Annotated in this window: 24 protein-coding genes and 1 riboswitch; of the genes, 16 read left to right on the forward strand and 8 right to left on the reverse strand. The window is 65.0% G+C overall.

What is annotated here, in order from left to right:
* The first annotated feature begins 35 nt into the window (after positions 1–35).
* A complete protein-coding gene (locus C8J98_RS21595) occupies positions 36–746 on the forward strand; it encodes a FadR/GntR family transcriptional regulator (protein ID WP_107915982.1) in 711 nt (236 codons plus the stop codon).
* A gap of 279 nt (positions 747–1,025) precedes the next feature.
* On the opposite strand, the gene C8J98_RS21600 is transcribed toward C8J98_RS21595, so the two are convergent.
* Together C8J98_RS21600 and C8J98_RS21605 are read right to left on the reverse strand one after the other, a co-directional pair.
* Complete coding sequence (locus C8J98_RS21600) at positions 1,026–1,235, reverse strand: YbdD/YjiX family protein (protein WP_107915985.1); 210 nt, start codon at positions 1,233–1,235, stop codon at positions 1,026–1,028.
* A 10-nt stretch (positions 1,236–1,245) separates the two neighbouring features.
* Positions 1,246–3,321: a carbon starvation CstA family protein gene (locus tag C8J98_RS21605; protein ID WP_107915987.1), complete on the reverse strand. Its 2,076-nt coding sequence runs from the start codon at positions 3,319–3,321 to the stop codon at positions 1,246–1,248.
* Positions 3,322–3,469: 148 nt separating this feature from the next.
* On the opposite strand from C8J98_RS21605, the gene def reads away from it, so the two are divergent.
* A complete protein-coding gene (def, locus tag C8J98_RS21610; RefSeq protein WP_107915989.1) occupies positions 3,470–4,006 on the forward strand; it encodes a peptide deformylase in 537 nt (178 codons plus the stop codon).
* 28 nt (positions 4,007–4,034) lie between these two features.
* Here the strand turns inward: def and C8J98_RS21615 are convergent, their stop codons facing one another.
* From C8J98_RS21615 to ettA, 3 genes are all read right to left on the reverse strand, one after another.
* A complete protein-coding gene (locus tag C8J98_RS21615; RefSeq protein WP_046969476.1) occupies positions 4,035–4,418 on the reverse strand; it encodes a hypothetical protein in 384 nt (127 codons plus the stop codon).
* 126 nt (positions 4,419–4,544) lie between these two features.
* The gene (gene pyrF / locus C8J98_RS21620) at positions 4,545–5,354 is read right to left on the reverse strand and encodes an orotidine-5'-phosphate decarboxylase (protein WP_107915991.1); all 810 of its coding nucleotides are present in this window, start codon (positions 5,352–5,354) and stop codon (positions 4,545–4,547) included.
* A 194-nt stretch (positions 5,355–5,548) separates the two neighbouring features.
* Entirely contained in the window at positions 5,549–7,207 is a 1,659-nt protein-coding gene (gene ettA, locus C8J98_RS21625) for an energy-dependent translational throttle protein EttA (protein WP_107915994.1), read from the reverse strand.
* Between the two features lie 239 nt (positions 7,208–7,446).
* Between ettA and C8J98_RS21630 the strand changes: the two genes are divergently transcribed.
* Complete coding sequence (locus C8J98_RS21630) at positions 7,447–8,469, forward strand: reprolysin-like metallopeptidase (protein WP_158272774.1); 1,023 nt, start codon at positions 7,447–7,449, stop codon at positions 8,467–8,469.
* A gap of 44 nt (positions 8,470–8,513) precedes the next feature.
* Here the strand turns inward: C8J98_RS21630 and C8J98_RS21635 are convergent, their stop codons facing one another.
* Positions 8,514–9,602, reverse strand: a complete 1,089-nt coding sequence (locus tag C8J98_RS21635) for a reprolysin-like metallopeptidase (protein ID WP_158272775.1) — start codon at positions 9,600–9,602, stop codon at positions 8,514–8,516.
* Positions 9,603–9,604: 2 nt separating this feature from the next.
* Positions 9,605–10,018, reverse strand: coding sequence for a hypothetical protein (locus C8J98_RS22125; RefSeq protein ID WP_158272776.1), 414 nt, complete (start codon positions 10,016–10,018; stop codon positions 9,605–9,607).
* Here C8J98_RS22125 and C8J98_RS22130 point away from each other — a divergent pair.
* On the forward strand, positions 9,989–10,162 hold the full coding sequence (locus tag C8J98_RS22130; protein ID WP_158272777.1) for a hypothetical protein: 174 nt from the start codon (positions 9,989–9,991) through the stop codon (positions 10,160–10,162). The genes C8J98_RS22125 and C8J98_RS22130 overlap by 30 nt on opposite strands.
* A 232-nt stretch (positions 10,163–10,394) precedes the next feature.
* On the opposite strand, the gene C8J98_RS21645 is transcribed toward C8J98_RS22130, so the two are convergent.
* A complete protein-coding gene (locus C8J98_RS21645; RefSeq protein ID WP_146171698.1) occupies positions 10,395–11,420 on the reverse strand; it encodes a hypothetical protein in 1,026 nt (341 codons plus the stop codon).
* A gap of 193 nt (positions 11,421–11,613) precedes the next feature.
* Between C8J98_RS21645 and glyA the strand changes: the two genes are divergently transcribed.
* The 12 genes from glyA to C8J98_RS21705 all read left to right on the forward strand — a co-directional run bounded on the left by glyA (position 11,614) and on the right by C8J98_RS21705 (position 22,030).
* A complete protein-coding gene (gene glyA / locus C8J98_RS21650) occupies positions 11,614–12,870 on the forward strand; it encodes a serine hydroxymethyltransferase (RefSeq protein WP_107916004.1) in 1,257 nt (418 codons plus the stop codon).
* Positions 12,871–12,873: 3 nt separating this feature from the next.
* A complete protein-coding gene (gene nrdR, locus C8J98_RS21655; protein ID WP_063571237.1) occupies positions 12,874–13,389 on the forward strand; it encodes a transcriptional regulator NrdR in 516 nt (171 codons plus the stop codon).
* Positions 13,390–13,430: 41 nt separating this feature from the next.
* Positions 13,431–14,495 (forward strand): bifunctional diaminohydroxyphosphoribosylaminopyrimidine deaminase/5-amino-6-(5-phosphoribosylamino)uracil reductase RibD, encoded by a 1,065-nt coding sequence (ribD, locus tag C8J98_RS21660; RefSeq protein ID WP_107916026.1) that lies wholly within the window; start codon positions 13,431–13,433, stop codon positions 14,493–14,495.
* Positions 14,492–15,481, forward strand: coding sequence for a Gfo/Idh/MocA family oxidoreductase (locus C8J98_RS21665; protein ID WP_107916006.1), 990 nt, complete (start codon positions 14,492–14,494; stop codon positions 15,479–15,481). The genes ribD and C8J98_RS21665 overlap by 4 nt, the downstream gene beginning before the upstream one ends.
* A gap of 167 nt (positions 15,482–15,648) precedes the next feature.
* Positions 15,649–15,799: riboswitch (FMN riboswitch) on the forward strand.
* Positions 15,800–15,926: 127 nt separating this feature from the next.
* Positions 15,927–16,568, forward strand: a complete 642-nt coding sequence (locus tag C8J98_RS21670; protein ID WP_107916008.1) for a riboflavin synthase — start codon at positions 15,927–15,929, stop codon at positions 16,566–16,568.
* A gap of 12 nt (positions 16,569–16,580) precedes the next feature.
* Entirely contained in the window at positions 16,581–17,672 is a 1,092-nt protein-coding gene (gene ribB / locus C8J98_RS21675; protein ID WP_107916010.1) for a 3,4-dihydroxy-2-butanone-4-phosphate synthase, read from the forward strand.
* Positions 17,672–18,604, forward strand: a complete 933-nt coding sequence (gene ldcA, locus C8J98_RS21680; protein WP_107916012.1) for a muramoyltetrapeptide carboxypeptidase — start codon at positions 17,672–17,674, stop codon at positions 18,602–18,604. Before ribB ends, ldcA begins: the two co-directional genes overlap by 1 nt.
* 42 nt (positions 18,605–18,646) lie before the next feature.
* The gene (gene ribE, locus C8J98_RS21685; RefSeq protein ID WP_046969466.1) at positions 18,647–19,114 is read left to right on the forward strand and encodes a 6,7-dimethyl-8-ribityllumazine synthase; all 468 of its coding nucleotides are present in this window, start codon (positions 18,647–18,649) and stop codon (positions 19,112–19,114) included.
* Positions 19,111–19,560, forward strand: coding sequence for a transcription antitermination factor NusB (gene nusB / locus C8J98_RS21690; RefSeq protein WP_107916014.1), 450 nt, complete (start codon positions 19,111–19,113; stop codon positions 19,558–19,560). Before ribE ends, nusB begins: the two co-directional genes overlap by 4 nt.
* A gap of 35 nt (positions 19,561–19,595) precedes the next feature.
* Positions 19,596–20,549 carry a thiamine-phosphate kinase gene (gene thiL, locus C8J98_RS21695; protein WP_107916016.1) on the forward strand — a complete coding sequence of 318 codons (954 nt, stop codon included), beginning with the start codon at positions 19,596–19,598 and terminating at the stop codon, positions 20,547–20,549.
* Positions 20,546–21,046, forward strand: coding sequence for a phosphatidylglycerophosphatase A (locus C8J98_RS21700; RefSeq protein WP_107916018.1), 501 nt, complete (start codon positions 20,546–20,548; stop codon positions 21,044–21,046). The genes thiL and C8J98_RS21700 overlap by 4 nt, the downstream gene beginning before the upstream one ends.
* Positions 21,047–21,055: 9 nt before the next feature.
* The gene (locus C8J98_RS21705) at positions 21,056–22,030 is read left to right on the forward strand and encodes an aldo/keto reductase (RefSeq protein ID WP_107916020.1); all 975 of its coding nucleotides are present in this window, start codon (positions 21,056–21,058) and stop codon (positions 22,028–22,030) included.
* Positions 22,031–22,120: the final 90 nt, after the last annotated feature.

A 22,120-nucleotide genomic window follows, 5' to 3' on the forward strand; every position in this document is an offset into this window, starting at 1 on the left:
GATGGACGCTCCGTTTCGTCAGGTGCTGGAACGCCATGGCATTGAAAGCAGGGGGGACGCGTAACCTGCACGCGCGCGTGATCGAAGAGATCGGTGAGTCCATCGTCAGTGGTGTACTGCGCCCGGGCGAACCGCTGCCCGGCGAGTCGCAGTTGGCCGAGCAGATGTCGGTCAGCCGCACCGTCCTTCGCGAAGCATTGAAGGTGCTCGCCGCCAAGGGCCTGATCGAGACCCGGCAGAAAACCGGCATGCGCGTACGCGATCCCGCTTTCTGGAACCATCTCGATGCGGATGTGCTGTCCTGGCGTTGCGCGGCGATGCCGACGGAAGACTTCGTCGAGAAACTGGTCGAAATGCGCGAAATCATCGAGCCGGCCGCGGTGATGGCGGCGGCCCGTCGCCGCTCGCCCGAGCAGCTCGAGGCGATAGGCGCGGCGCTGGATGCGATGGAAGATGCCCCCGATCTAGACGCCTGGGCGGCCGCCGACCTGCGTTTTCACGATGCTGTCCTGGTTGCCACCAACAACGAACTCCTCAGCTCGCTGTTCTCGGTGGTCGAGACGGCCCTGGCCACGTTCTTCATCATGTCGGCGCGCACGGCGAAAAACTTCAAGTATTCGCTCCCGCAGCATCGCACTGTCTACGAAGCGATCCGCCGCCGCCGTCCGAACGAAGCCGCCACCGCCATGCGCTCGATGATCGCGGACTCGCGCGCGAACATGCGCAAGGGCAAACGGCAGGGATAGCTCGCCGCGCGACCTCCTGCCTCGAATGTAGGAGCCGATTCATCGGCGATAACCCGATTACCCCAACGCCCGGACACGTCGCACATCGTCCGCGGACACGAACGCCTTTGTGGCATCGCCCGCTACGCATGTGGCTTCCGCAGCGGCGTTCGTTGTGGCGGTTCGCTAAGCGATACGCTGTCACCGTTGGGATCGCGAACGACGCATTGAATCGCAATATGCAGGCGGGTTAACCGCTCGCGCAGTGAGCACAAGGCCTCATTCGTAAGTTCAATTCAATCAACAACAACGCCCACCGGTCCCGCGATACCTCGCTTCCTGCCGCTCGCGAAAGAACTCCCCATAACTCGGAATCTTCCGCTCGGGATGATGTTCGCGCAGGTGTTTCACGTAGACGTCGTAATCCGGTACGCCGCAGCAGAGGCGGGCGGTTTGCACCGCCCACTTCCACAGCGAACGGGGGCCTGCCTGTGCATTGGGCGTGGTCATGGCGAGCTCCTTACGAGGCGACACTCGACAGCGCGACGTACGGCTCTTCGTGCGCGGTCGGGTGGTTGACGCGCCAGGCTCGGGCGATGGCGCGGAGCGAGAAGAACAGCATGGTCAGTACCAGCAGCATGAACAGACCGGTGAGGGCCATGTCGACGCGGTTGTTGGTGACGATGCGCTGCATTTCCTCAGCTGTCTTGGCCGGCGCGAGCAGCTTGCCCGAGGCCATGGCGTCGGCGTACTTCTGCGCGGCAGCGGTGAAGCTGATCTTGTCGTCGAACAGCTTTTGCCAGGCGGCGGTAAGTGTGCAGACGACCAGCCAGGCGGCGGGGACGCCGGGCACGAGCACGTAGCGCTCGCGCTTGAGTTTCACCGTGACCAGGGTGGCGAGCATCAGCGCGATCGCGGCGAGCATCTGGTTGGCGATACCGAACAGTGGCCACAAGGTGTTGATGCCGCCCAGCGGATCCACGGCGCCCTGGTAGAGGAAGTAACCCCACAGCCCGACGCAGATCACGGTGGCAATGATGTTGCTCGCCCAGGATTTGGTCTCCTTCAGCGGCGCGTAGGCCATGCCGGCCAGTTCCTGGATCATGAAACGGCCGACGCGCGTGCCGGCGTCGACCGTGGTCAGGATGAACAGCGCTTCGAAGAGGATCGCGTAGTGGTACCACATGGCCATCATGCCTTCGCCCGGCAGGATGCCGTGGAGCAGCTGGGCCATGCCCACCGCGAGGGTCGGGGCACCGCCGGCGCGGCCGAGGATGGTGCCTTCGCCGATGTTCTTTGCGGTTTCGGTCAGCTCCTGTGGGGTGACCAGGAAGCCCCAGGTGCTGATCGTATGGGCGGCCTGCTCGACGGTGGTGCCAACCAGTGCGCCGGGCGAGTTCATCGCGAAGTACACGCCGGGATGCAGGGACGACGCGGCGATCAGCGCCATGATGGCCACGAAGGCCTCCATGAGCATGCCGCCGTAGCCGACCATGCGCGCCTCGCCCTCGTTGGCGAGCAGTTTGGGTGTGGTGCCGGAGGCGATGATCGAATGCCAGCCGGAGACCGCGCCGCAGGCGATGGTGATGAACAGGAAGGGGAACAGGTTGCCGGAGAAGACCGGTCCGCTGCCGTCGATGAACTTGGTGACGGCAGGCATCTGCAGGGTCGGCGCGGCCAGGAAGATGGCCAGGGCGAGCAGGGCGATCGTGCCGATCTTCAGGAAGGTGGAAAGGTAGTCGCGTGGCGCGAGCAGCAGCCACACCGGCAGCACCGAGGCGAAGAAGCCGTAGCCGATGAGCAGCCAGGCCAGCGACTTCGCGTCGAAGTCGAACAGTACCGCCATGGTCGGGGTGTCGTTGACCGTCTTGCCGTACCAGATCGAGGTCAGCAGCAGGATCAGGCCGATGATCGACACCTCGAGGATGCGGCCGGGGCGGATGTAGCGCAGGTACACCCCCATCAGCAGCGCGATAGGGATGGTCGCGGCGACAGTGAACGTGCCCCAGGGGCTGTGCGTGAGCGCCTTGACCACGACCAGTGCCAGGACCGCCAGCACGATCATCATCAGCACGAGGACGCCGACCATGGCGATGACACCGGGAACCTCACCGAGCTCTTCACGCAGCATGTGCCCGAGCGACCGGCCGTCCCGCCGGAGCGAGAGGCCGAGAATCATGAAGTCCTGGACCGCTCCGGCAAACACGACGCCGACGAGGATCCAGAGCGTACCGGGCAGGTAGCCCATCTGTGCCGCAAGGACGGGGCCGACCAGGGGGCCTGCGCCGGCGATGGCGGCGAAGTGGTGGCCGAAGACCACCCAGCGGTCGGTGGGGACGTAGTCCAGACCGTCATTGCGCAGGACGGCCGGGGTGGCGCGCGACGGATCGAGCTGCAGCACGCCGTTGGCGATCAGCCGGCTGTAGAAACGGTAGCCGATGAGGAACACCGCGATGGATGCGGTCACCAGCCAGATCGCGTTGATGGGTTCGTCGCGCCGCAGGGCGACGACACCCAGGCACCAGGCACCGACGATGGCGATGGCGGCCCACAGGATCTTCCCTGCGGGGCTGGGTTTCGGAATGGCGCTATGCATGGTCTTCGGCTCCCCTCGCGGATGGGACAAGGGTCGTCCCCCCGCTCACGGCGGTCAATGCGTGGCGAGGGAAAGGCGTATTAGCCATTGGTCGAATGGTCAGCGGGCGTCGTATGCTCAACCCATCCCCACTCCCCTGGCGATAACGATGATTCGCGAGATCCTGAAAATGGGCGACGAGCGCTTGCTACGCGTCGCACCTCCCGTCCCCGACGCCATGATCGGCAGCGCCGAGCTGGATGCCCTCATCGCCGACATGTTCGACACGATGCACCATGCCGGCGGCGTGGGCCTTGCCGCACCGCAGATCGGCGTGGACCTGCAACTGGTCATTTTCGGTTTCGATAGCAGCGAGCGCTATCCGGATGCGCCGCCCGTGCCGGAAACCATCCTGCTCAATCCAGTCATCACGCCGCTGTCGCAGGACATGGAAGAGGGCTGGGAAGGCTGTCTGTCCGTTCCCGGGCTTCGCGGGGCGGTCAATCGCTACTCACTGATCCGCTACCAGGGGATCAGCCCGAAAGGCGAGGCGATCGACCGCACGGCCGAAGGCTTTCATGCCCGCGTGGTGCAGCATGAGTGCGACCACCTGATCGGGCGCCTTTACCCCTCGCGAATCACCGATTTCGGAAAGTTCGGATACACCGAGGTGCTCTTTCCGGGCATGGATATCGGCGACGATTGAGTCGTTCGCAGGGCGGCTCGAGGGCTGGTTATTCGGCCTCGGCCAGCGCCTCGACGATCACCAGAAGCGCCTTGCGGCGTTCCTTGGGGAGGCGGCTGACCAGCCCGACCAGGCGCAGCTGCTCTCGCGAATCCGCGCGGTACAGGGCAGGGCTTTCGCGCACGCCCGTGGCGCCGTTGGGCGCCCCACGGCCGGTGGCCAGCCATTCAAAATTCACGCCGAATCGCGTCGCCATGTCGATCTGGCGTTCCAGTTCGGGCAGGCCGAGATCACTCAGCCACTTACGGGCGGTTTCCCTGCTGACGTCGAACAGATCGGCGAGCTGGGTGATACGTCCGCGGCCTTTCTTCACCCCAGCCATGTCCAGCGCGACATGCAGGCGTTGGGAAAAACCTCGGTTGATAGGTGGCATGACAACTCCGGTTGAACGCTTTGGCGCTTCAAGACCCGGTATTGTTGGATAGCCCGGACAGCCAACGTAAGCCTTTTGCAGTTGCCAACTCGTGCAATTTGCGACTGTTTTTCGTTTCGCCAGTAACTAACGGAACAAGTTGACCGATTTTCTCATTTCATCCGCCGCCCGATGTGCTACGGCGGCGAAATCCGGACCGTCGCTAGCGTAAACGATGGCGCGCGAAGAAGAAATCATCAGGCCGGTGCCGTCGGTGGTCCGCCCCTGGGTCAGGACCGCCTCGATGTCGCCACCCTGTGCGCCGATGCCCGGCACCAGCAAGGGCATGTCGCCAACGACCGCGCGAACCCGCCCAAGCTCTTCCGGCCAGGTTGCGCCCGTCACCAGCACACAGTTGCCGTTTCCGTTCCATTCCCGGGCAATCGTCTCGGCCACCCGGATGTACAGTGGCTCCCCGCCACAATCGAGGGCCTGGAAGTCCGCCCCGCCCGGGTTGGATGTGCGGCAGAGCAAAATCACGCCCTTGTCCGCCCGCTCCAGGAAGGGCTCGATGGAATCGCGACCCAGATACGGGTTCAGCGTCACCGCGTCGGCACCGTAGCGCTCGAACGCCTCGGCGGCGTAATGCCTGGCCGTGGATCCGATATCACCGCGTTTGGCGTCCAGGATCACCGGGATGCCCGGGTGCTTGTCGTGGATGTGTGCGATCAGCCGTTCCAGCACCCCCTCCGCCCGCTGTGCGGCGAAATGGGCGATCTGGGGCTTGAAGGCGCAGACCAGGTCCGCGGTGGCATCGACGATATCGCGGCAGAAGGTAAAGAGGCCTTCCTCGCCGGAGAGTCCCGCCGGCAGGCGGCCGGGCTCCGGGTCGAGGCCCACGCAGACCAGGGAGTCGTTGCGACGCCAGGCGTCCTTCAGGGCGGTCATGAAGTTCATGGGCGTCTCGCTATGTCGGTAAGTTCGGGGCAACGCTGTTGTAGGAGCCGATTCATCGGCGATGCTTTCTGTGGAGCCGATTCATCGGCGATGGGCCGTCCGGCTTCACCGCTTCGTTGGCTTTTCGCCGCTGAAGCGGCTCCTACATGTGCTTATTCGCCGATGAATCAGCTCCTGCACGAGCGTGGGTGTTATCAGACCAGCTTCTTGTATTTGACGCGCTTGGGGCCGGCGTCGTCGCCGAAGCGGCGCTTCTTGTCGGCTTCGTATTCGTTGTAGTTGCCGGGGAAGAACTCGACGTGCGAATCGCCTTCGAACGCGATGATATGCGTGGCGATACGGTCGAGGAACCAGCGGTCATGCGAGATGACCACGGCGCAGCCGGGGAACTCGAGCAGAGCGTCTTCCAGGGCGCGCAGGGTTTCGACGTCCAGATCGTTCGACGGCTCATCCAGGAGTAGCACGTTGCCGCCCTGCAGGAGCGTCTTGGCCATGTGCAGGCGGCCACGCTCACCACCGGAAAGGCTGCCGACGATCTTCTGCTGGTCGGTACCCTTGAAGTTGAAGCGGCCAATGTAGGCGCGCGACTGGATCTCGAAGTTACCGATCTGCAGGATGTCCGAGCCGCCCGACACTTCCTGCCAGACGTTGTTCTTCGGATCGAGCGCGTCGCGCGACTGGTCGACGTAGGCGAGCTTCACCGTATGGCCGTGCTTGACCTCGCCGGTGTCGGGCTTCTCCAGGTTCATGATCATCTTCATGAGCGTGGATTTACCGGCACCGTTCGGACCGATGATGCCGACAATGGCCCCCGGCGGAATCTTGAACGACAGGTCCTCGATGAGCACGCGGTCGCCGAACGACTTGGTGACGTTCTTGAACTCGATCACTTCCTGGCCCAGGCGCTCGCCCGGCGGAATGAAGATTTCATTCGTTTCGTTACGGCGCTGGTACTCGACCGAGTTCAGTTCTTCGAATCGGTTGATGCGGGCCTTGCCCTTGGACTGGCGACCCTTGGCGGCCGTGCGGATCCACTCCAGTTCCTTCGCCAGCGCCTTCTGGCGCGACTTCTCCTGGTTGGCTTCCTGCTGAAGGCGTTCGCCCTTCTGCTCCAGCCACTCGGTGTAGTTGCCCTTCCAGGGAATACCGCGGCCGCGATCGAGCTCGAGGATCCACTCGGCGGCGTTGTCGAGGAAGTAGCGGTCATGGGTGACTGCCACGACGGTACCGGGGTAGTCGTGCAGGAAGGTTTCCAGCCAGTCCACCGACTCGGCGTCGAGATGGTTGGTCGGCTCGTCGAGCAGAAGCATGTCGGGCTTGGACAGCAGCAGACGGCACAGGGCGACACGGCGCTTCTCACCACCGGACAGTGGGCCGACCACGGCGTCCCACGGCGGCAGGCGCAGGGCGTCGGCGGCCACTTCGAGCTGGCGCTCGAGGGCATGCGCGTCGTTGGCGGCAAGGATGCCTTCGAGGGCTTCCTGCTCCTTGGCGAGCTTGTCGAAGTCGGCGCCTTCTTCCGCATAGGCGGCGTAGACCTCTTCGAGGCGCTTCTGGGCGTCGAGAATCTCGGCCACGCCTTCCTCGACCACTTCGCGCACTGTCTTGGTCGGATCGAGGTCGGGTTCCTGGGCGAGATAGCCGATCTTGGTGCCGGGGTTGGCGCGCGCCTCACCCTGGAAGTCGGTGTCGACGCCGGCCATGATCCGCAGCACCGTCGACTTGCCCGAGCCGTTGATGCCCAGCAGGCCGATCTTGGCGCCGGGGAAGAAGGACAGCGAGATGTCCTTGATGATCTGGCGCTTCGGGGGGACGATCTTGCTCACCCCGTTCATGGTGTAGATGTACTGCATGGATGCTCCGTAGGCCAAGGCCGCGCCCCCGGGGCCGATGCACGCCGGGTGGGCAAACCCCGATTATAGCGGCTTCGGGTGTCGGGGCGCTGTCCCCGGGACGGGAAGCCTGGCCGCCGTGTGGGACCTTTCGGGCATGGTTCATCGAGGTGTGCCCGTGTCCCGGCAGGGGTCCGCCCGCAGACGTCCGTCGAGGCGGCACACAGACTGGACGGTCTCCCTTCTGGACCCGGCCCGTCATGGTTTCCTCTTCCCGCGTCGCCGCATGGCTTCTGCTTCTTGCGTCTCCCCCTTTGGCCGCCACCACCGCCTCAAGCCTCGTCGACCGCTTCGACCTCGCGGTGGCCGGCATGTCCCCGACAGGAGGGCCGACCGTCGTGGAGCGTTCCCGGCCAAGGCGCTCCGGTGCCGACTTCGTCGTCGAGCGTCGCCTGAACGTGAAAGTTGAGTTCCCGGATAGTGTCTCCGGCACGATGTATTCGGGTCTGCTCCACGGTGAGGCCGCTGTCTTTACCCGTTCAGTCAATCGCCTGGACGCGGCGGTCATGCGCGAGGGCACGATCGAAGTGACGTCGTTGGATGCCGGTTCCACAATCGGTGCCCCGGACCTGCCTTCCCGGCGGTCTGGTCGTTCCGTCGGGCCGGGCCACTTCGAGAACCCCGCGGCCTACAGTCTTGATATTCACTTTCTCAAGCATGACGACCTGGCGGATCTGAGCATCTGGGACGTCCACGCGCGCTACGTCGCGTGGTGGCTTGCGGATCTGTCAAATCATGTTCTGCCCACCGAGCCCATCAGCGTCTGGTATTCGGCGGGCGTGCCGTCGCTCACCGACATGGCTTATGGCGGGGAAGGCTCGCTCCACGCCTTCGAGCGTGCATTGAAGGCACTGGACGACGATTACCAGTTCGGCCTGGAGCGAACCTACAAGAAAAAATACATCGTGCTGACAGCCAACGCTCCCATGCCAGGCACCGCTGGGGTGGCGTTCGAAGGCGGCAATGAAGCCATGGCGTCCCTGGGCGGGCGGGAGCGGATCATCGCGCATGAAATCGGGCACATGCTGGGCGCCAACCACCTGAGTGCAGAGACGCGCGGCTGGTGGGGGTGCGAAACGAACATGCTCTCGATCGCCAACAAGCTGCGCCACGACTGCCTCGAGTACACCGCCGCCAATCAGCGTGCGATTCGCTCCTACATGAGGCACGGGCCGGACACGACCGCCCCACGGAAGATGGCGGACGCGCCGACCGCCGAGTGATGACGCGCGAAGGGCCGCCGCGTGGCGGCCCTTCGACAAGACGCTCACGGCGTGACCGTGGGACCCCCCAGGTAAGGCGGCAGGTAACCCTTGAGATCGACGTAACGCTGGATACTGGCAACGTTTGCCGCTGAGTACTCGTAGCAGTTCGCGAGCAGTGGCGTGTCGTTGAAGTACATGTTGGTTCGGCAGGGCCACCACCGCCATCCACGCCATTCCGCCTGGGCGTGTTCGGCACCGAACAGGTGCCCCACTTCATGGGCGATGATGCTGTAAGGCCCGGACAGTGATGCAATGGCTATGCCGCTCCTCGGCACGGCCTGGCCGAGCTTCCCCTCGGCAGGCCGGTCACGCGTGAGCAGCACATATTTGTTTTTCCATGTTCGCCTGATGCCCCGGCTTTCCACGTAACGGTCGACCGCCTTGAGCCAGGTCGTCACGGACGATGGCAGGCCGTAGGGCTGATCGCTGATGCCGGGAATCGACTGCAGATAAACGACATGGATCGACATGTCCGGTGGAATGACACGGGATTCCATGTCGCGCAACCACCACGCGACGTAGCCGGCGTGAATCTCCCGCGCCTGGCTCGAACGCAGCTCATCGTGCAGGAAGAGCCGGACCTCGATCGGCGCCAGCGGGTCCGCCAGTGGCATCGGCAGGCTCGGCTCCTCGAGAAATTCCACGTCGCCCTCGAAGCCGACCGTTGCCGAACGACGTTGCCTTTTTGCATCTCCCGTGGAGCCCGCCGGAACGTGGGTATGGCCGACCGCTGCTACGTTCACGCTGAGGGACGTGACGTGTACGCCGTCTTTCGTGACGATACTTACGTCGAGGCCGCCACGGGATCGTGTGACGACGGCGGTATCGCCATCGAGCAGGGCGTCGTAGAGCGTCGCAGGCGATTCATCGGGGAAGACGACGGAGCTGCGCAGACGCGATGTCACGGTCAGCGTCGATACGTGGCCCGACTCCGTGTCTCCATCGAAAGAGGGAATGACAATCGTGGCTGGCAGCGCTCCGTTCGCGAGCGCATCGAAGCGAGCGATGATGTCGCTGCCCTGGCAATCCATCGGCAGGAGCAAAACCGGAGAGAGCGCCAGCATCACCCGCGTTGCGTGGCCTGCTTTCATGTTCATCGATCCTCCGACCAACGGCTGTTCTCGGCGAAGCCGTCGCCCGTCCGGATGTAGTTGTCGATCGAGCGCATGTTCGCCGTCGAATAGCCGTAGCAGTTGGAGCGAAGCAGGAGGCTCGGAGCGAACATGTTCGTCTCGCACCACCATCCACCGAAACGCACTTCGGCGTTCCTATGGGTCGCACCAAGCAGATGCCCGAGTTGGTGCGCAAGCTCGGGGTACCTGCCACTGATCGATGCGATGCCGTCTGCGCCTTTCTGCCAGGACCGGCCGTAACGCGCGGGCTCGGGAAGTCCGTTCACGATGAGCACGAACTTGTGCTTGTACGTGCGGGGGATGTGCTGTTCCCGCGCATAGTTCCCGACGACGCTCGACCAGTCGTGCAGGGATCCGATGAACTGGTATTTCATGTCGGTAACGTCGGGGATGCGCTGGCTGTAGAGAACGTCGACCTTCTTGCCGTGGGTGATGTTGCGCTGAAGGTCGGCGAGCCACCACGCGATGTAGCCGGCATGGTGTCGGCCGTGGTGCTCACCGGCGCAGGTGACGGGTGAGCAGGCAATGGCCGCGCGAATGCGCTTCCGCAGCTGGCCAGGATGCCGGCTGTGAGCATGAAGGACGTGGCGCGCGTCGCGCGGGTGTGAGGGTGCATGTCGCTTCCTTGGCTTGACGATTACCCAGTATTCGCCAGGCCGGGAAGAGCGATTGCAGGTGCGGCCCGCCTCAGCGGGTAGGGGCGTGCCAGCACGAAAGACCGACTCCGGCGGGCCGGAGCCGGTCGTTCACTTACAGCCTTGCGTTAAGGAAGTTGCGGATGTTCTGCCGGTTGGCATCGGTGTATTGCTGGTTGCTGATCTTGCCGATGATGCTGTTCCCCATGTTTGAAACATGCAGCAGATAGACGGCGGCATCTTCGTGCCTGGCGCCGATCATGTGGCCTACTTCGTGGGCGAAGTTGTGCCGGTGTCCGTGATTGCTCACGAAGGCCGAGTGGCCGTTAACCTGGGCCACGCCGAGGACCGTGTCGAATGAGCGCCCGACCCAGTTTTTAGCGGGCTCGCCGACGAGCAGTACGTGCTTGGTAAAGCGGCCAGCGGTTCCTCCCTGTGCCTGGACGTAGTCGTCCGCCACCTGGCGGAAGTCGGCGAGACGGTCGATCCGGGAATTGCTCGCGTGGTAATCGAAGTCGGTCACCCCTTGGATCCGCGCCTTCAGCGTCACGCGTACGGGAAGGCCCGGTTTCACCTCGGTCATCATCTCCCTGATCCAGCCGGCCGCGTACCAGTTCAGGACCTTTGCGTGATTATCTTCACCGGCGTCATCGTGCAGGAAGATCCAGACGCGGAGTTCATTCTCTTCTGCCCTGTCGGGCTGTCGCTCGGTCGGTTCTGCGTCGTTCGAAGGCGGGAAGAACAGCTCGCTGGCGCCCGCATAGTCGACCGGCCAGTCCGTCGAGCGCTTTGTGCGCCGTCTGGACGGTGTCTGCTCGGTCTTTTCGTCGAAAGCGATGTCCAGCGCATCGCCCATGCGGACGATGGTCGCCGGCTGGCCGTCGACTTCAGCCAGGAACATGGTGCCGGAACCGCCGTCGGGGGCCTCCAGTTCGACGTCCAGTCGTTCAAGCACGTCGAGCTTTCGCGCGGTTCCATCGCCAGGCAGGTCATCGCCAGGCAGGTAGAAGCTGCGGGGGAGACCGGCGGCGACTTCCGAGTCGAAAAGGGCTGTCGACGAGGTGGAGGCCAGTCCCGGGGCGGGAAAGGCGAAGGGGCTGGCGACCAGCGCCAGCGCAAACATGAGGGACCTTGGGTGCATGGGGAAATCCTTTCCGCGGCATGAGGGAGCGCAGGAGTGGCGCCCTTCAAAGGGTAGGGCGGCGAGCCCGCGAACTGCCGTCAGCCGACTGCCCAGGGTCGCGTAGGGGAATGGCGGGGCGGGGAGTGGCCGCAAACTCCCGCTAACGCTACACTTTCGGTCTTCTTTCCCCACCCGTTCCCATGAGGTCGAGATGTTCCCGAAGGATGCAAAGATCGCCGGATACGACGACGAACTCGCCAAGGCCATCGCCGACGAGTCCCGCCGCCAGGAAGATCACGTCGAGCTGATCGCCTCGGAGAACTACGCCAGCCCACGCGTCATGGAAGCCCAGGGCTCGAAGCTGACCAACAAGTACGCCGAGGGTTACCCGGGCAAGCGCTACTACGGTGGCTGCGAGTACGTGGACGTCGCCGAACGGCTCGCCATCGAGCGCCTGAAGCAGCTCTTCGGTGCCGACTACGCCAATGTGCAGCCGCATTCCGGCTCGCAGGCGAACCAGGCCGTTTACTTCGCCCTGCTGCAGCCGGGCGACACCATCCTGGGCATGAGCCTGGCCCATGGTGGCCACCTCACCCACGGCGCCAAGGTCAACCTCTCGGGCAAGATCTTCAACGCGGTGCAGTACGGCATCGATCCGGAATCGGGTCTGGTCGACTACAACGAAGTCGAGCGCCTCGCCGTCGAGCACAAGCCGAAGATGATCGTCGCCGGTTTCTCGGCGTACTCGCAGATCCTCGACTGGGGCCGCTTCCGGGCGATCGCCGACAAGGTCGGTGCCTATCTGTTCGTCGACATGGCGCACATCGCCGGTCTCGTCGCCGCGGGCGAGTACCCGAACCCGATCGAGCACGCGCACGTGGTCACATCCACGACGCACAAGACGCTGCGCGGTCCGCGCGGCGGCATCATCGTCGCCAGGGGCCTGGGCGAGGAACTGGAAAAGAAGCTGCAGTCCATCGTCTTCCCGGGCATCCAGGGCGGCCCGCTCATGCACGTCATCGCGGCCAAGGCGGTCGCCTTCAAGGAAGCGCTCGAGCCCTCGTTCAAGACCTACCAGGCCCAGGTGGTGAAGAACGCCAAGGCCATGGCGAAGACCTTCATCGAGCGCGGCTACAAGATCGTTTCCGGGGGCACCGAGAACCACCTCATGCTGATCGACCTGATCGGTCGCGACGCCACCGGCAAGGACGCGGAAGCGGCACTGGGTAAGGCGCACATCACGGTGAACAAGAACGCCGTGCCGAACGATCCGCGTTCGCCGTTCGTCACTTCGGGCCTGCGCGTCGGTACGCCGGCGATCACCACCCGCGGCTACGACGAAGCGGCCACGGTAGAACTCACCCAGTGGATGTGCGACGTGCTCGACGCCCCGGGCGACGAGAAGGTCATCGCGGCCGTGCGTGAGAAAGTCACGGCGCAGTGCGCACGATTCCCGGTTTACGGCTGATCGATGCACTGTCCGTTCTGCCAGCATGAAGACACCCGTGTCATCGATTCCCGCCTCACGGAGGACGGTGGCACGGTGCGGCGTCGCCGCGAGTGTCCGCAATGCAGCGAGCGTTTCAACACGTTCGAAACGGCAGAGCTCAAGCTTCCGGCGATCGTCAAATCCGGCGATCGTCGCGAGCCTTTCGACGAACACAAGCTGCGCGTGAGTTTTGAACGCGCGTTGCAGAAGCGTCCGGTTTCCAGCGATGCGGTGGATGGTGCGGTGCGCGCCGTGGTCAACGACCTGCGTCGCTGCGGCGAGCGCGAAGTACCGTCGCGACAGGTTGGCGAACTGGTGATGCGTGAGCTCAAGGCGCTCGACCAGGTAGCCTACGTGCGCTTCGCCTCCGTGTATCGCCGGTTCGAGGACGTCCACGCCTTCCGCGAGGAGATCGAGAAGCTCGAACGCGACCTGCCGTCGCTCGAAGGCCTGCAACTGCCGCTGCTGGATGCGGCCAGGCGCGGGCGCAAGAGCTGAGCATGTCGCGGCCGTTCTTCCCCGCCATGGACCATGTACACATGGCGCACGCACTGCGCCTGGCCGAACGTGGCCTGCACACCACCCAGCCGAACCCGCGCGTGGGCTGCGTCATCGCGCGCGGCGAGACTGTGCTCGGTACCGGTTGGCATCCACGCGCCGGTGAGCCGCACGCGGAAGTATTCGCGCTGCGCGAAGCGGGCGAATCCGCACGTGGCGCCACCGCCTACGTCACCCTCGAACCCTGCGCACACCACGGACGCACACCGCCCTGTGCCGATGCCCTGATCGCCGCGGGCGTCGGACGCGTCGTCATCGCGCACGAAGACCCCTTCGATAAAGTCGATGGGGCCGGCATCGCAAAGCTGCGTGGCGCAGGTATCGGCGTGCAGGTGGGCCTGATGCGCGATGCGGCACGCGAATTGAACATCGGATTCTTCAGCCGCATCGAACGGCAACGTCCGTGGGTGCGGGTGAAGCTGGCGATGAGTCTGGACGGCCGCACCGCGCTCGCCGACGGTTCGTCGAAGTGGATCACCGGCGAGGCTGCGCGCGCGGACGTGCAGCGCTGGCGTGCGCGTTCTTCGGCCATCCTTTCCGCCAGCGGCACGGTGCTCGCCGACGACCCGCACCTGACCGTGCGGCTGCCGGAGGGCGAGGCGTTCGTACCGCCGCTGCGCGCCATCGTCGACACACGACTGCGCACGCCGCCGCGCGCCCATGTGCTGGACGGCAACGCGCCCACGGTGCTGTTCCATGCGGAGGACGCACCGGTGGCTGCGCATCTGTCCGATGTCCCTCGAGCCACCATCCGCCGGGAGGAGGGTGGCGGCCTCGATCTTCGTGCCGTCCTTCACTGGCTGGCACGTCACGACATCAACGAAGTTCATGTCGAGGCAGGTCCGGTCCTGTGTGGCGCGTTGCTCGCCGCTGGACTGGCCGACGAATTACTGGTTTACATCGCACCGATCCTGCTCGGCCACACCGGCCGGCCCATGCTCAACCTGCCGCCGCTGGACGACATGGCCTCGCGCTGGAAGCTGCACACCGTCGACCGCCGCCAGGTCGGCGACGATATGCGCCTGCAGCTTCGCCCCGCTCCGTGACCGCCCTTTCCCACGTACGGTGGGGCATCGTGGGCTGCGGTGCGGTGACCGAGGTCAAGAGCGGCCCGGCATTCTCGAAGGTTCCCGATGCTTCGCTGGTTGCCGTCATGCGCCGTGACGGCGAGAAGGCCCGTGACTATGCCGCGCGCCACGGCGTGCAGCGCTGGTACGACGATGCGGCGGCGTTGATTGCCGATCCTGACGTCGACGCCGTCTACATTGCCACCCCGCCGTCGAGTCACCGCGAGTACGCGTTGATGGCTATCGCTGCCGGCAAGCCGGTTTATGTTGAGAAGCCCATGGCGATCGACCATGCGGAATGCATGGCCATCGTCGAGGCGGGCAGGGCGGCCGGCGTGCCCGTTTTCGTCGCCTATTACCGTCGCATGCTGCCGCGTTTTCGCCGCATCGCGGCGCTTCTGGCCGAAGGCGCCATCGGCGTGCCGCGCCTGGTCAACGTCCTCCTGCACCACCCCTTCGAGGCGCGCTACCAGGACCCGGCCAACCTGCCGTGGACCGTGCGCCCCGAGCTTTCGGGCGGCGGCATCTTCGTCGACATCGGCTGCCATACGCTGGACATCCTCGATTTCCTGCTCGGCCCCATCGTCCAGGCGAGGGGCATGGTCTCGCACCAGATGGACGCCTATCCGGCCGAAGACACCGTGGCGATGGCGTTTTCATTCGGCTCCGGCGTGCTCGGTACCGGCTTATGGAACTTCTGCGCGGACCGACGGGAGGATCGCGTCGAGATCGTCGGTGACCGCGGGCGCCTGGTCTTCGCCACCTTCGGCGAGGGGCCGATCCGCCTGGAGGCGGGCGATCGCGTCGAGGACATCCTTATCGCCAATCCCGCGCACATACAGCAGCCACTGATCGAATCCATCGTCGCGGAGCTGACCGGCAAGGGCGTCTGCCCCTCCACCGCCGAGACCGGGGCACGGACCAGCTGGGTAATGGACCAGGTGCTGAGACCCTGGCTCGTGTAGGAGCCGATTCATCGGCGATGGGTGCTTGCCCCAGACTGGCCCGCTGCCGCGGGATCGCCGATGAATCGACTCCTACAGGGGCGAGGGCGGGCTCACCGTTGCAATTTGACGGGCGGACCCCATGGTATCCTCCGCCGGCTGGCTCCCCTTGGGGGAACCGGCCTCCACAGCGTCTTCAGGGCGGGGCGAAACTCCCCACCGGCGGTAGGTTTCTGCAAGGAAACGAGCCCGCGAGCGCTTCCGGTTTTGGCCGGAAGGTCAGCAGATCCGGTCCGATGCCGGAGCCGACGGTTACAGTCCGGATGAAAGAAGACGGCGCTCGCACGTTCCCCCCAAGGGACGAGCGACGCCATGCGCCTTGGGGCGTTTTTCGCTCATTACCGCGGGAAACGTTTCATGAAAATTCGTATCTGCACCATCGTCTCCCCGCAGGGAGGCTACTGACATGTTCACCGGCATCATCCAGGCCGTCGGCCGCATTGCGCGGCTGGAACCTCGTGGCGGCGATGTCCGCCTCGTCGTCGACACCGCCGCGCTCGACATGGCCGATGTCGCCCTGGGCGACAGCATCTCGGTCTCCGGCGTCTGCCTGACCGTGATCGACTTCGACGCAAAGAGCTTCGCCGCCGACGTCTCCAACGAAACCCTCGCCCACACGACGCTCGGCAAGCACAAGGCCGGCGACACCGTGAACCTCGAAAAGGCCCTGCGCCTGGCCGACCGCCTGGGCGGTCACCTGGTCTCTGGCCACGTGGACGGTGCGGGCAAGGTCGTCTCCGTCGTCCCCGACGGCCGCTCGCTGCGCTGGACCTTCGAGGTGCCGTCCGACCTGGCGCGCTACATCGCCCACAAGGGCTCGGTCTGCATCGACGGCACCAGCCTGACCGTGAACGAAGTGAACGGCAACCGTTTCGGAGTGAACCTTATCCCCCATACGGTGGAACATACGACGTTCGCCGCGCGTCGCCCCGGCGACGGCGTGAACATCGAAGTGGACGTAGTCGCCCGCTACATCGAACGGCTGCTCTCCAGTGGCGACACCCCGCGCCTCGACGAGGCCTTCCTGAAGCAACACGGCTTCGTCTGACCCGGACCTCCCATGCCATTCAATACGATTCCTGAAATCCTCGAAGAGCTTCGCCAGGGCCGCATGGTCGTCATTCTCGATGACGAGGACCGCGAGAACGAAGGCGACATCGTCATGGCCGCCGAGAAGGTGCGCCCGGAAGACGTCAACTTCATGGTCCGCGAAGCGCGTGGCCTGCTGTGCCTTACGCTCACCGAGAAGCACACGCGCCAGCTCGGCCTCAAGCCGATGGTCAGCGACAACAATTCGCCATACCACACCAACTTCACCGTCTCGATCGAGGCGGCGGAAGGGGTGACAACGGGTATTTCCGCACACGATCGCGCGCGCACCATCCAGGTGGCCGCGGCGGCGGACGCCAAGCCCACCGACATCACCATGCCCGGACACATCTTCCCGCTGACCGCGCAGGCGGGTGGCGTGCTCAGTCGTGCCGGCCACACCGAAGCCGGTTGTGACCTGGCCACGCTGGCGGGCATGCAGCCATCCGCGGTGCTGATCGAGATCCTGCACGACGACGGGTCGATGGCACGGCGTCCGGAGCTGGAGATTTTCGCCGCGAAGCATGGCCTCAAGATCGGCACGATCGCCGACCTGATCCGCTACCGCCTCGAAACCGAGAAGACGATCGAGCGGGTGCACGAAGAAGACGTGGACACCGAGTTCGGCGCGTTCCGCCTGGTTGCCTATCGCGATGGCATTCGTCGCGGCCTGCACTTCGCCCTGGTCCGCGGCGATGTCGCCAACGGCGAGCCGGTGCTGACCCGCGTCCACGTGCGCAATACGCTCTCCGACGTGCTTCACCTCAAGCGCGACGACCTCGGCCAGACGGTCACCGAGGCCCTGCGCCGGATCGACGCCGAGCAGCGCGGCGTGCTGGTGGTGCTCTCCGGCGAAGACACGCCGGATGCCCTTCTGGCCCGCCTCAGGCGTGACGTCGCGCCGATGCCGGCTCCGAAGGACGACCAGGAATGGCGCCAGACGGGCCTCGGCGCGCAGATCCTCGCGGACCTGGGGGTGAAGCGCCTCCGCGTCATCGGCACTCCGCGTAAGCTGGTCGGCATCGCGGGCTTCGGCCTGGAAGTGGTGGAGCAGGCTGGCTGATGACCCCGAGTTACGATATTCGCCTGATCGCTCCTTCCGGTTATCCGCACAACCCCGACGCCATGGCTCGCGGCATCGCGCGCCTGGAAGAAGCCGGCCACCACGTGCAGGGCAAGGACGTCCTCGAACGCCGCGAGTTGCGCTTTGCGGGCAGTGACGCCGAGCGTGCCGCGGACATCAACGCGCTGGCCGACGTATCGAAGCCGCTGCCCGACGTGGCCCTTGCCATTCGCGGCGGATACGGAGCGCATCCGTTGCTGCCCCTGCTCGACTACGACGGCCTGCGCAAGCGCCTCGGCGGCGCCCCGCTAGCCCTGGTCGGCCATAGCGACTTCACCGCCCTGCAGTGCGCGCTGTTCGCCCGTAGTGGGCTGGTGACCCTGGGCGGACCGATGCTGGGCGCCGATTTCGGCGCGCCCGAACTCGACGCGCAGACCTGGGAACACTTCTGGGCAACGCTGGCGGCGGACGAAGGCCGCGCCACATGGAGCACGCCGGAAACCCGGGCCCTCGATGTCGAAGGGACGGTGTGGGGTGGCAACCTGGCCATGCTCACCAGCCTCATAGGCTCGCCATTCTTCCCCCTGATCGAGGGCGGCATCCTCTTCGTCGAGGACATCGCCGAACCCGCCTACCGGGTCGAGCGGATGCTCTATCACCTGCTCCACGCCGGCGTGCTGGCGCGGCAGAAGGTGCTGGTCATTGGCGATTTCACCGGTTATCGGACCACCGAATACGACAATGGCTACGACCTGGACGCCACCTTCGACCGGATCGCTGCCGCAGCCGGCATCCCGATCGTTCGCGGCCTGCCGTTCGGCCACGATGCGGCCAAGTTCACCCTGCCATTTGGCGCCCCGGGGCGGCTCATCGTCGCCGATGGGACGGCCGTGCTTACCTTCAACGGCCACCCCAGGCCGAAAACCCCGTAAAATAACCGGCCGCCAGCGGCCCGCCCGCCACAGGACTACCCCATGAAGATCATCGAAGGCGATTTCGCCACCCCCAAGGGCCGCTTCGCCATCGTTGCCGGTCGTTTCAACGCATTCGTCGTCGAGCCGCTGGTCGAGGGCGCGCGCGATGCGCTGGTTCGCCACGGCGTGAAAGAGGACGCGATCGACCTGATCCGCGTGCCGGGTGCGTTCGAAATCCCGCAGGCTGCCTACAAAATCGCCGGTTCGGGCAAGTACGCCGCCGTGCTCGGCCTGGGTGCGGTCATCCGCGGCTCGACCCCCCATTTCGACTACGTTGCCGGCGAAGCCGCCAAGGGCCTCGGCCAGGCGGCCTACGCATCCGGCGTGCCGGTGTCGTTCGGCGTTCTCACCACCGACAGCATCGAGCAGGCCATCGAGCGTGCCGGTACCAAGGCCGGCAACAAGGGCGTGGACGCCGCCATGGTTGCCATCGAGATGGTCAACCTTTACGCGAAGCTTGGTAAATGAACAACTCACCCCCGCACGGTATCGACCTCGCTGCACGCTCGCGTGCACGCCGCCGCGCCTTGCAGGCGCTGTACGCCTGGCAGGTCGGTGGCAGCAAGATGGGTAATGTCATCGAGCAGTTCCGCCACGAGCAGGACATGGTCGTCGCGGATATCGAATACTTCGAGGACATCCTGCGCGGCGTGGAGAAGCACGTGAAGGAACTCGACGACGGCATCAAGCCCTTCGTCGACCGCGAGGTCTCGCAGATCGATCCCATCGAACTGTCGGCCCTGCGCATGGGTGCCTACGAGCTGAAGTACCGCCCGGACGTGCCGTATCGCGTCGTGATCAACGAGGCCGTCGAAGCCACCAAGCGTTTCGGCGCGGATCATGGCCACAGCTATGTGAACGGTGTGCTCGACAAACTCGCGACCCATTGGCGTACGGCCGAGAAGCGATCCTGATCGTGCCGCGAATCCTCGCGGGCTAAGGAACCTGCATGGAATTCGACCTGATCGAGCGCATTCGCCGGCACACCGAGGTCCACCGTGACGACGTGCTGACCGGCATTGGCGACGACGCCGCCGTCGTCGCCGTACCGGCCGGCCGCGAACTGGCCGTTGCCGTGGACACCCTCGTCGAAGGTGTCCATTTCCCCGTGGGAACCGCCGCCGCCGATATCGGCTGGAAGGCGCTGGCAGTGAATCTCTCCGACCTCGCCGCCATGGGTGCCACGCCGGCGTGGGCACTGCTCGCGCTGACCCTGCCCGACAGCGACGAAGCCTTCGTCGACGGACTGGCGCGCGGTTTCGCTGAACTGGCCACGCCGCTGCGCCTTGCCCTCATCGGCGGCGACACGACGCGCGGGCCGCTCACCGTGACGGTGGCCGTGCACGGGTTCACTGCCCCAGGCGAAGCGCTTCTGCGCTCCGGCGCGCGCGTGGGCGACGTGGTGATGGTCACCGGTACGCTCGGCGACGCGGCTGCCGGTCTTCGCTGCCTCGCTGAGTCCGACGCTGCGCCCTATACGTCGCTCATCGAGCGCCTGAACCGGCCCACGCCACGCGTGGCGGCCGGTAACGGCCTTCGTGGTATCGCTACGGCATGTGTCGATGTCTCCGACGGCCTCGTGGCCGACCTCGGGCACATCTGCAAGGCCAGCGGTGTCGGCGCCGAAATCGATGCGGCCATGCTGCCGCGCTCGTCCGCGCTGCTTACCCACTTCGACGATGCCGACACGATCGACTTCGCGCTGTCCGGCGGCGACGACTACGAACTGTGTTTCACCGTACCGGCCGATCGTGCCGGTGAGGTGTCCGCGAACATGGCTCGCCTGGGTGGCGGCGCGACGCGCATCGGTCGCATCGTCGAAGGCGGTGGCGTTCGCGTGCTGGGACTGGACGGCACCGAGCTGGTGTTGTCGCGAACGGGCTGGAATCACTTCGTCGCATGAGCACGAAGTATGTTCTCGATGCCGACGATCGCCGCCGCCTGCTGGCGTCACCGGCAGGATGGATCGCCTGCGGCTTCGGCTCCGGTCTGGCGCCGAAGGCCCAGGGAACGTTCGGGTCACTGGCCGCCATCCTGCCGTGGCTGTTGCTGCGTGGCCTCTCCGTACCGGCATGGTTTGGCGTCATCGTCGTCGCTTTCGCGATCGGCGTATGGGCCTGCAACGTGGCCGGGCGCATCCTTGGCGTGGACGATCACCGCAGCCTCGTGTGGGATGAATTCGTTGGACTATGGATCACCTTGCTGCCCGCGCTGGTTGCGCCATGGTGGGCGGTGATCGCCGGGTTCCTCCTGTTCCGCCTTTTCGACGTCTGGAAGCCCTGGCCGATCGCGTGGTTCGACCGTCGCGTGAAGGGTGGTTTCGGCGTCATGCTCGATGACGTGATCGCCGGCCTCTTCGCCGGCGTCGTGCTTTACCTGGTCTTGCTGCTCGTTCGCTGAGGAATCGCCATGGAATACCGTCGTCTCGGTTCAACCGGCCTGCAACTTTCCGCGCTGTCGTATGGCGCATGGGTCACCTTCGGGCGCCAGGTCGGCCGCTCCGACGCACGCGAGCTGATCGCACTGGCCTACGACCATGGTGTGAATTTCTTCGATAACGCTGAGACATACAACGCCGGTGACGCCGAGCGGCTGATGGGCGATGTCATCGCCGACCTGCGTCTTCCGCGCGATGCCTACTGCGTATCGAGCAAGGTCTATTTCGGGGCGGTGACCGATCCGAAGCCGACCCAGCGCGGTCTTTCGCGCAAGCATGTCTTCGATGCCTGTCACCAGGCACTCGAGCGCCTGCGTGTCGATTACCTGGACCTCTATTTCTGTCATCGTCCTGATCCGGATACGCCGGTGGTGGAAACGGTGTGGGCGATGGATACCCTCGTTCGCCAGGGCAAGGTGCTCTACTGGGGCACCAGCGAATGGCCCGCCGAGCTCATCGAGGAAGCGCATCGTGTCGCGCGCGATAACCATCTTGTCGCGCCCTCGATGGAACAACCGCAATACAACCTGCTGCATCGCGATCGTGTGGAGCGGGAATACGCGTCGCTCTACGAGAATTACGGCATGGGCAGCACGATCTGGTCGCCGCTTGCCTCGGGCCTGCTCACAGGCAAGTACAACGATGGTGTTCCTGACGATTCGCGTCTCGGCCGCGCGGGCAACGAATGGTTGCGCGACGCGCTGCTGGAAGACGATGGCGCCAGGCTGAAGACGGTGCGTGCCCTCGCGCCGATCGCCGCCGAACTCGGCCTGCCACTGGCGCGGTTCGCGCTCGCGTGGTGCCTGAAAAATCCGCACGTCTCGACCGTTATTCTCGGCGCAAGCAAGAAAGCACAGCTCGAAGAGAACCTGAAGGCGCTCGATGCGGTGAAGCTGCTCGACGACGCCGTGATGCGCAAGATCGAAGCCGCCCTGAAGCCGTTGTAGATGCTCTCTTGGCGGTCAAGCGTTCTTGAGATGTTCGGGGCTAAAGAGCTTCGAGGTATCGAAGCTCTCGTCGTTGCGGATGCAGGCCCA

This window comes from Luteibacter sp. OK325 (assembly GCF_003050935.1).
Lineage (GTDB): Bacteria > Pseudomonadota > Gammaproteobacteria > Xanthomonadales > Rhodanobacteraceae > Luteibacter.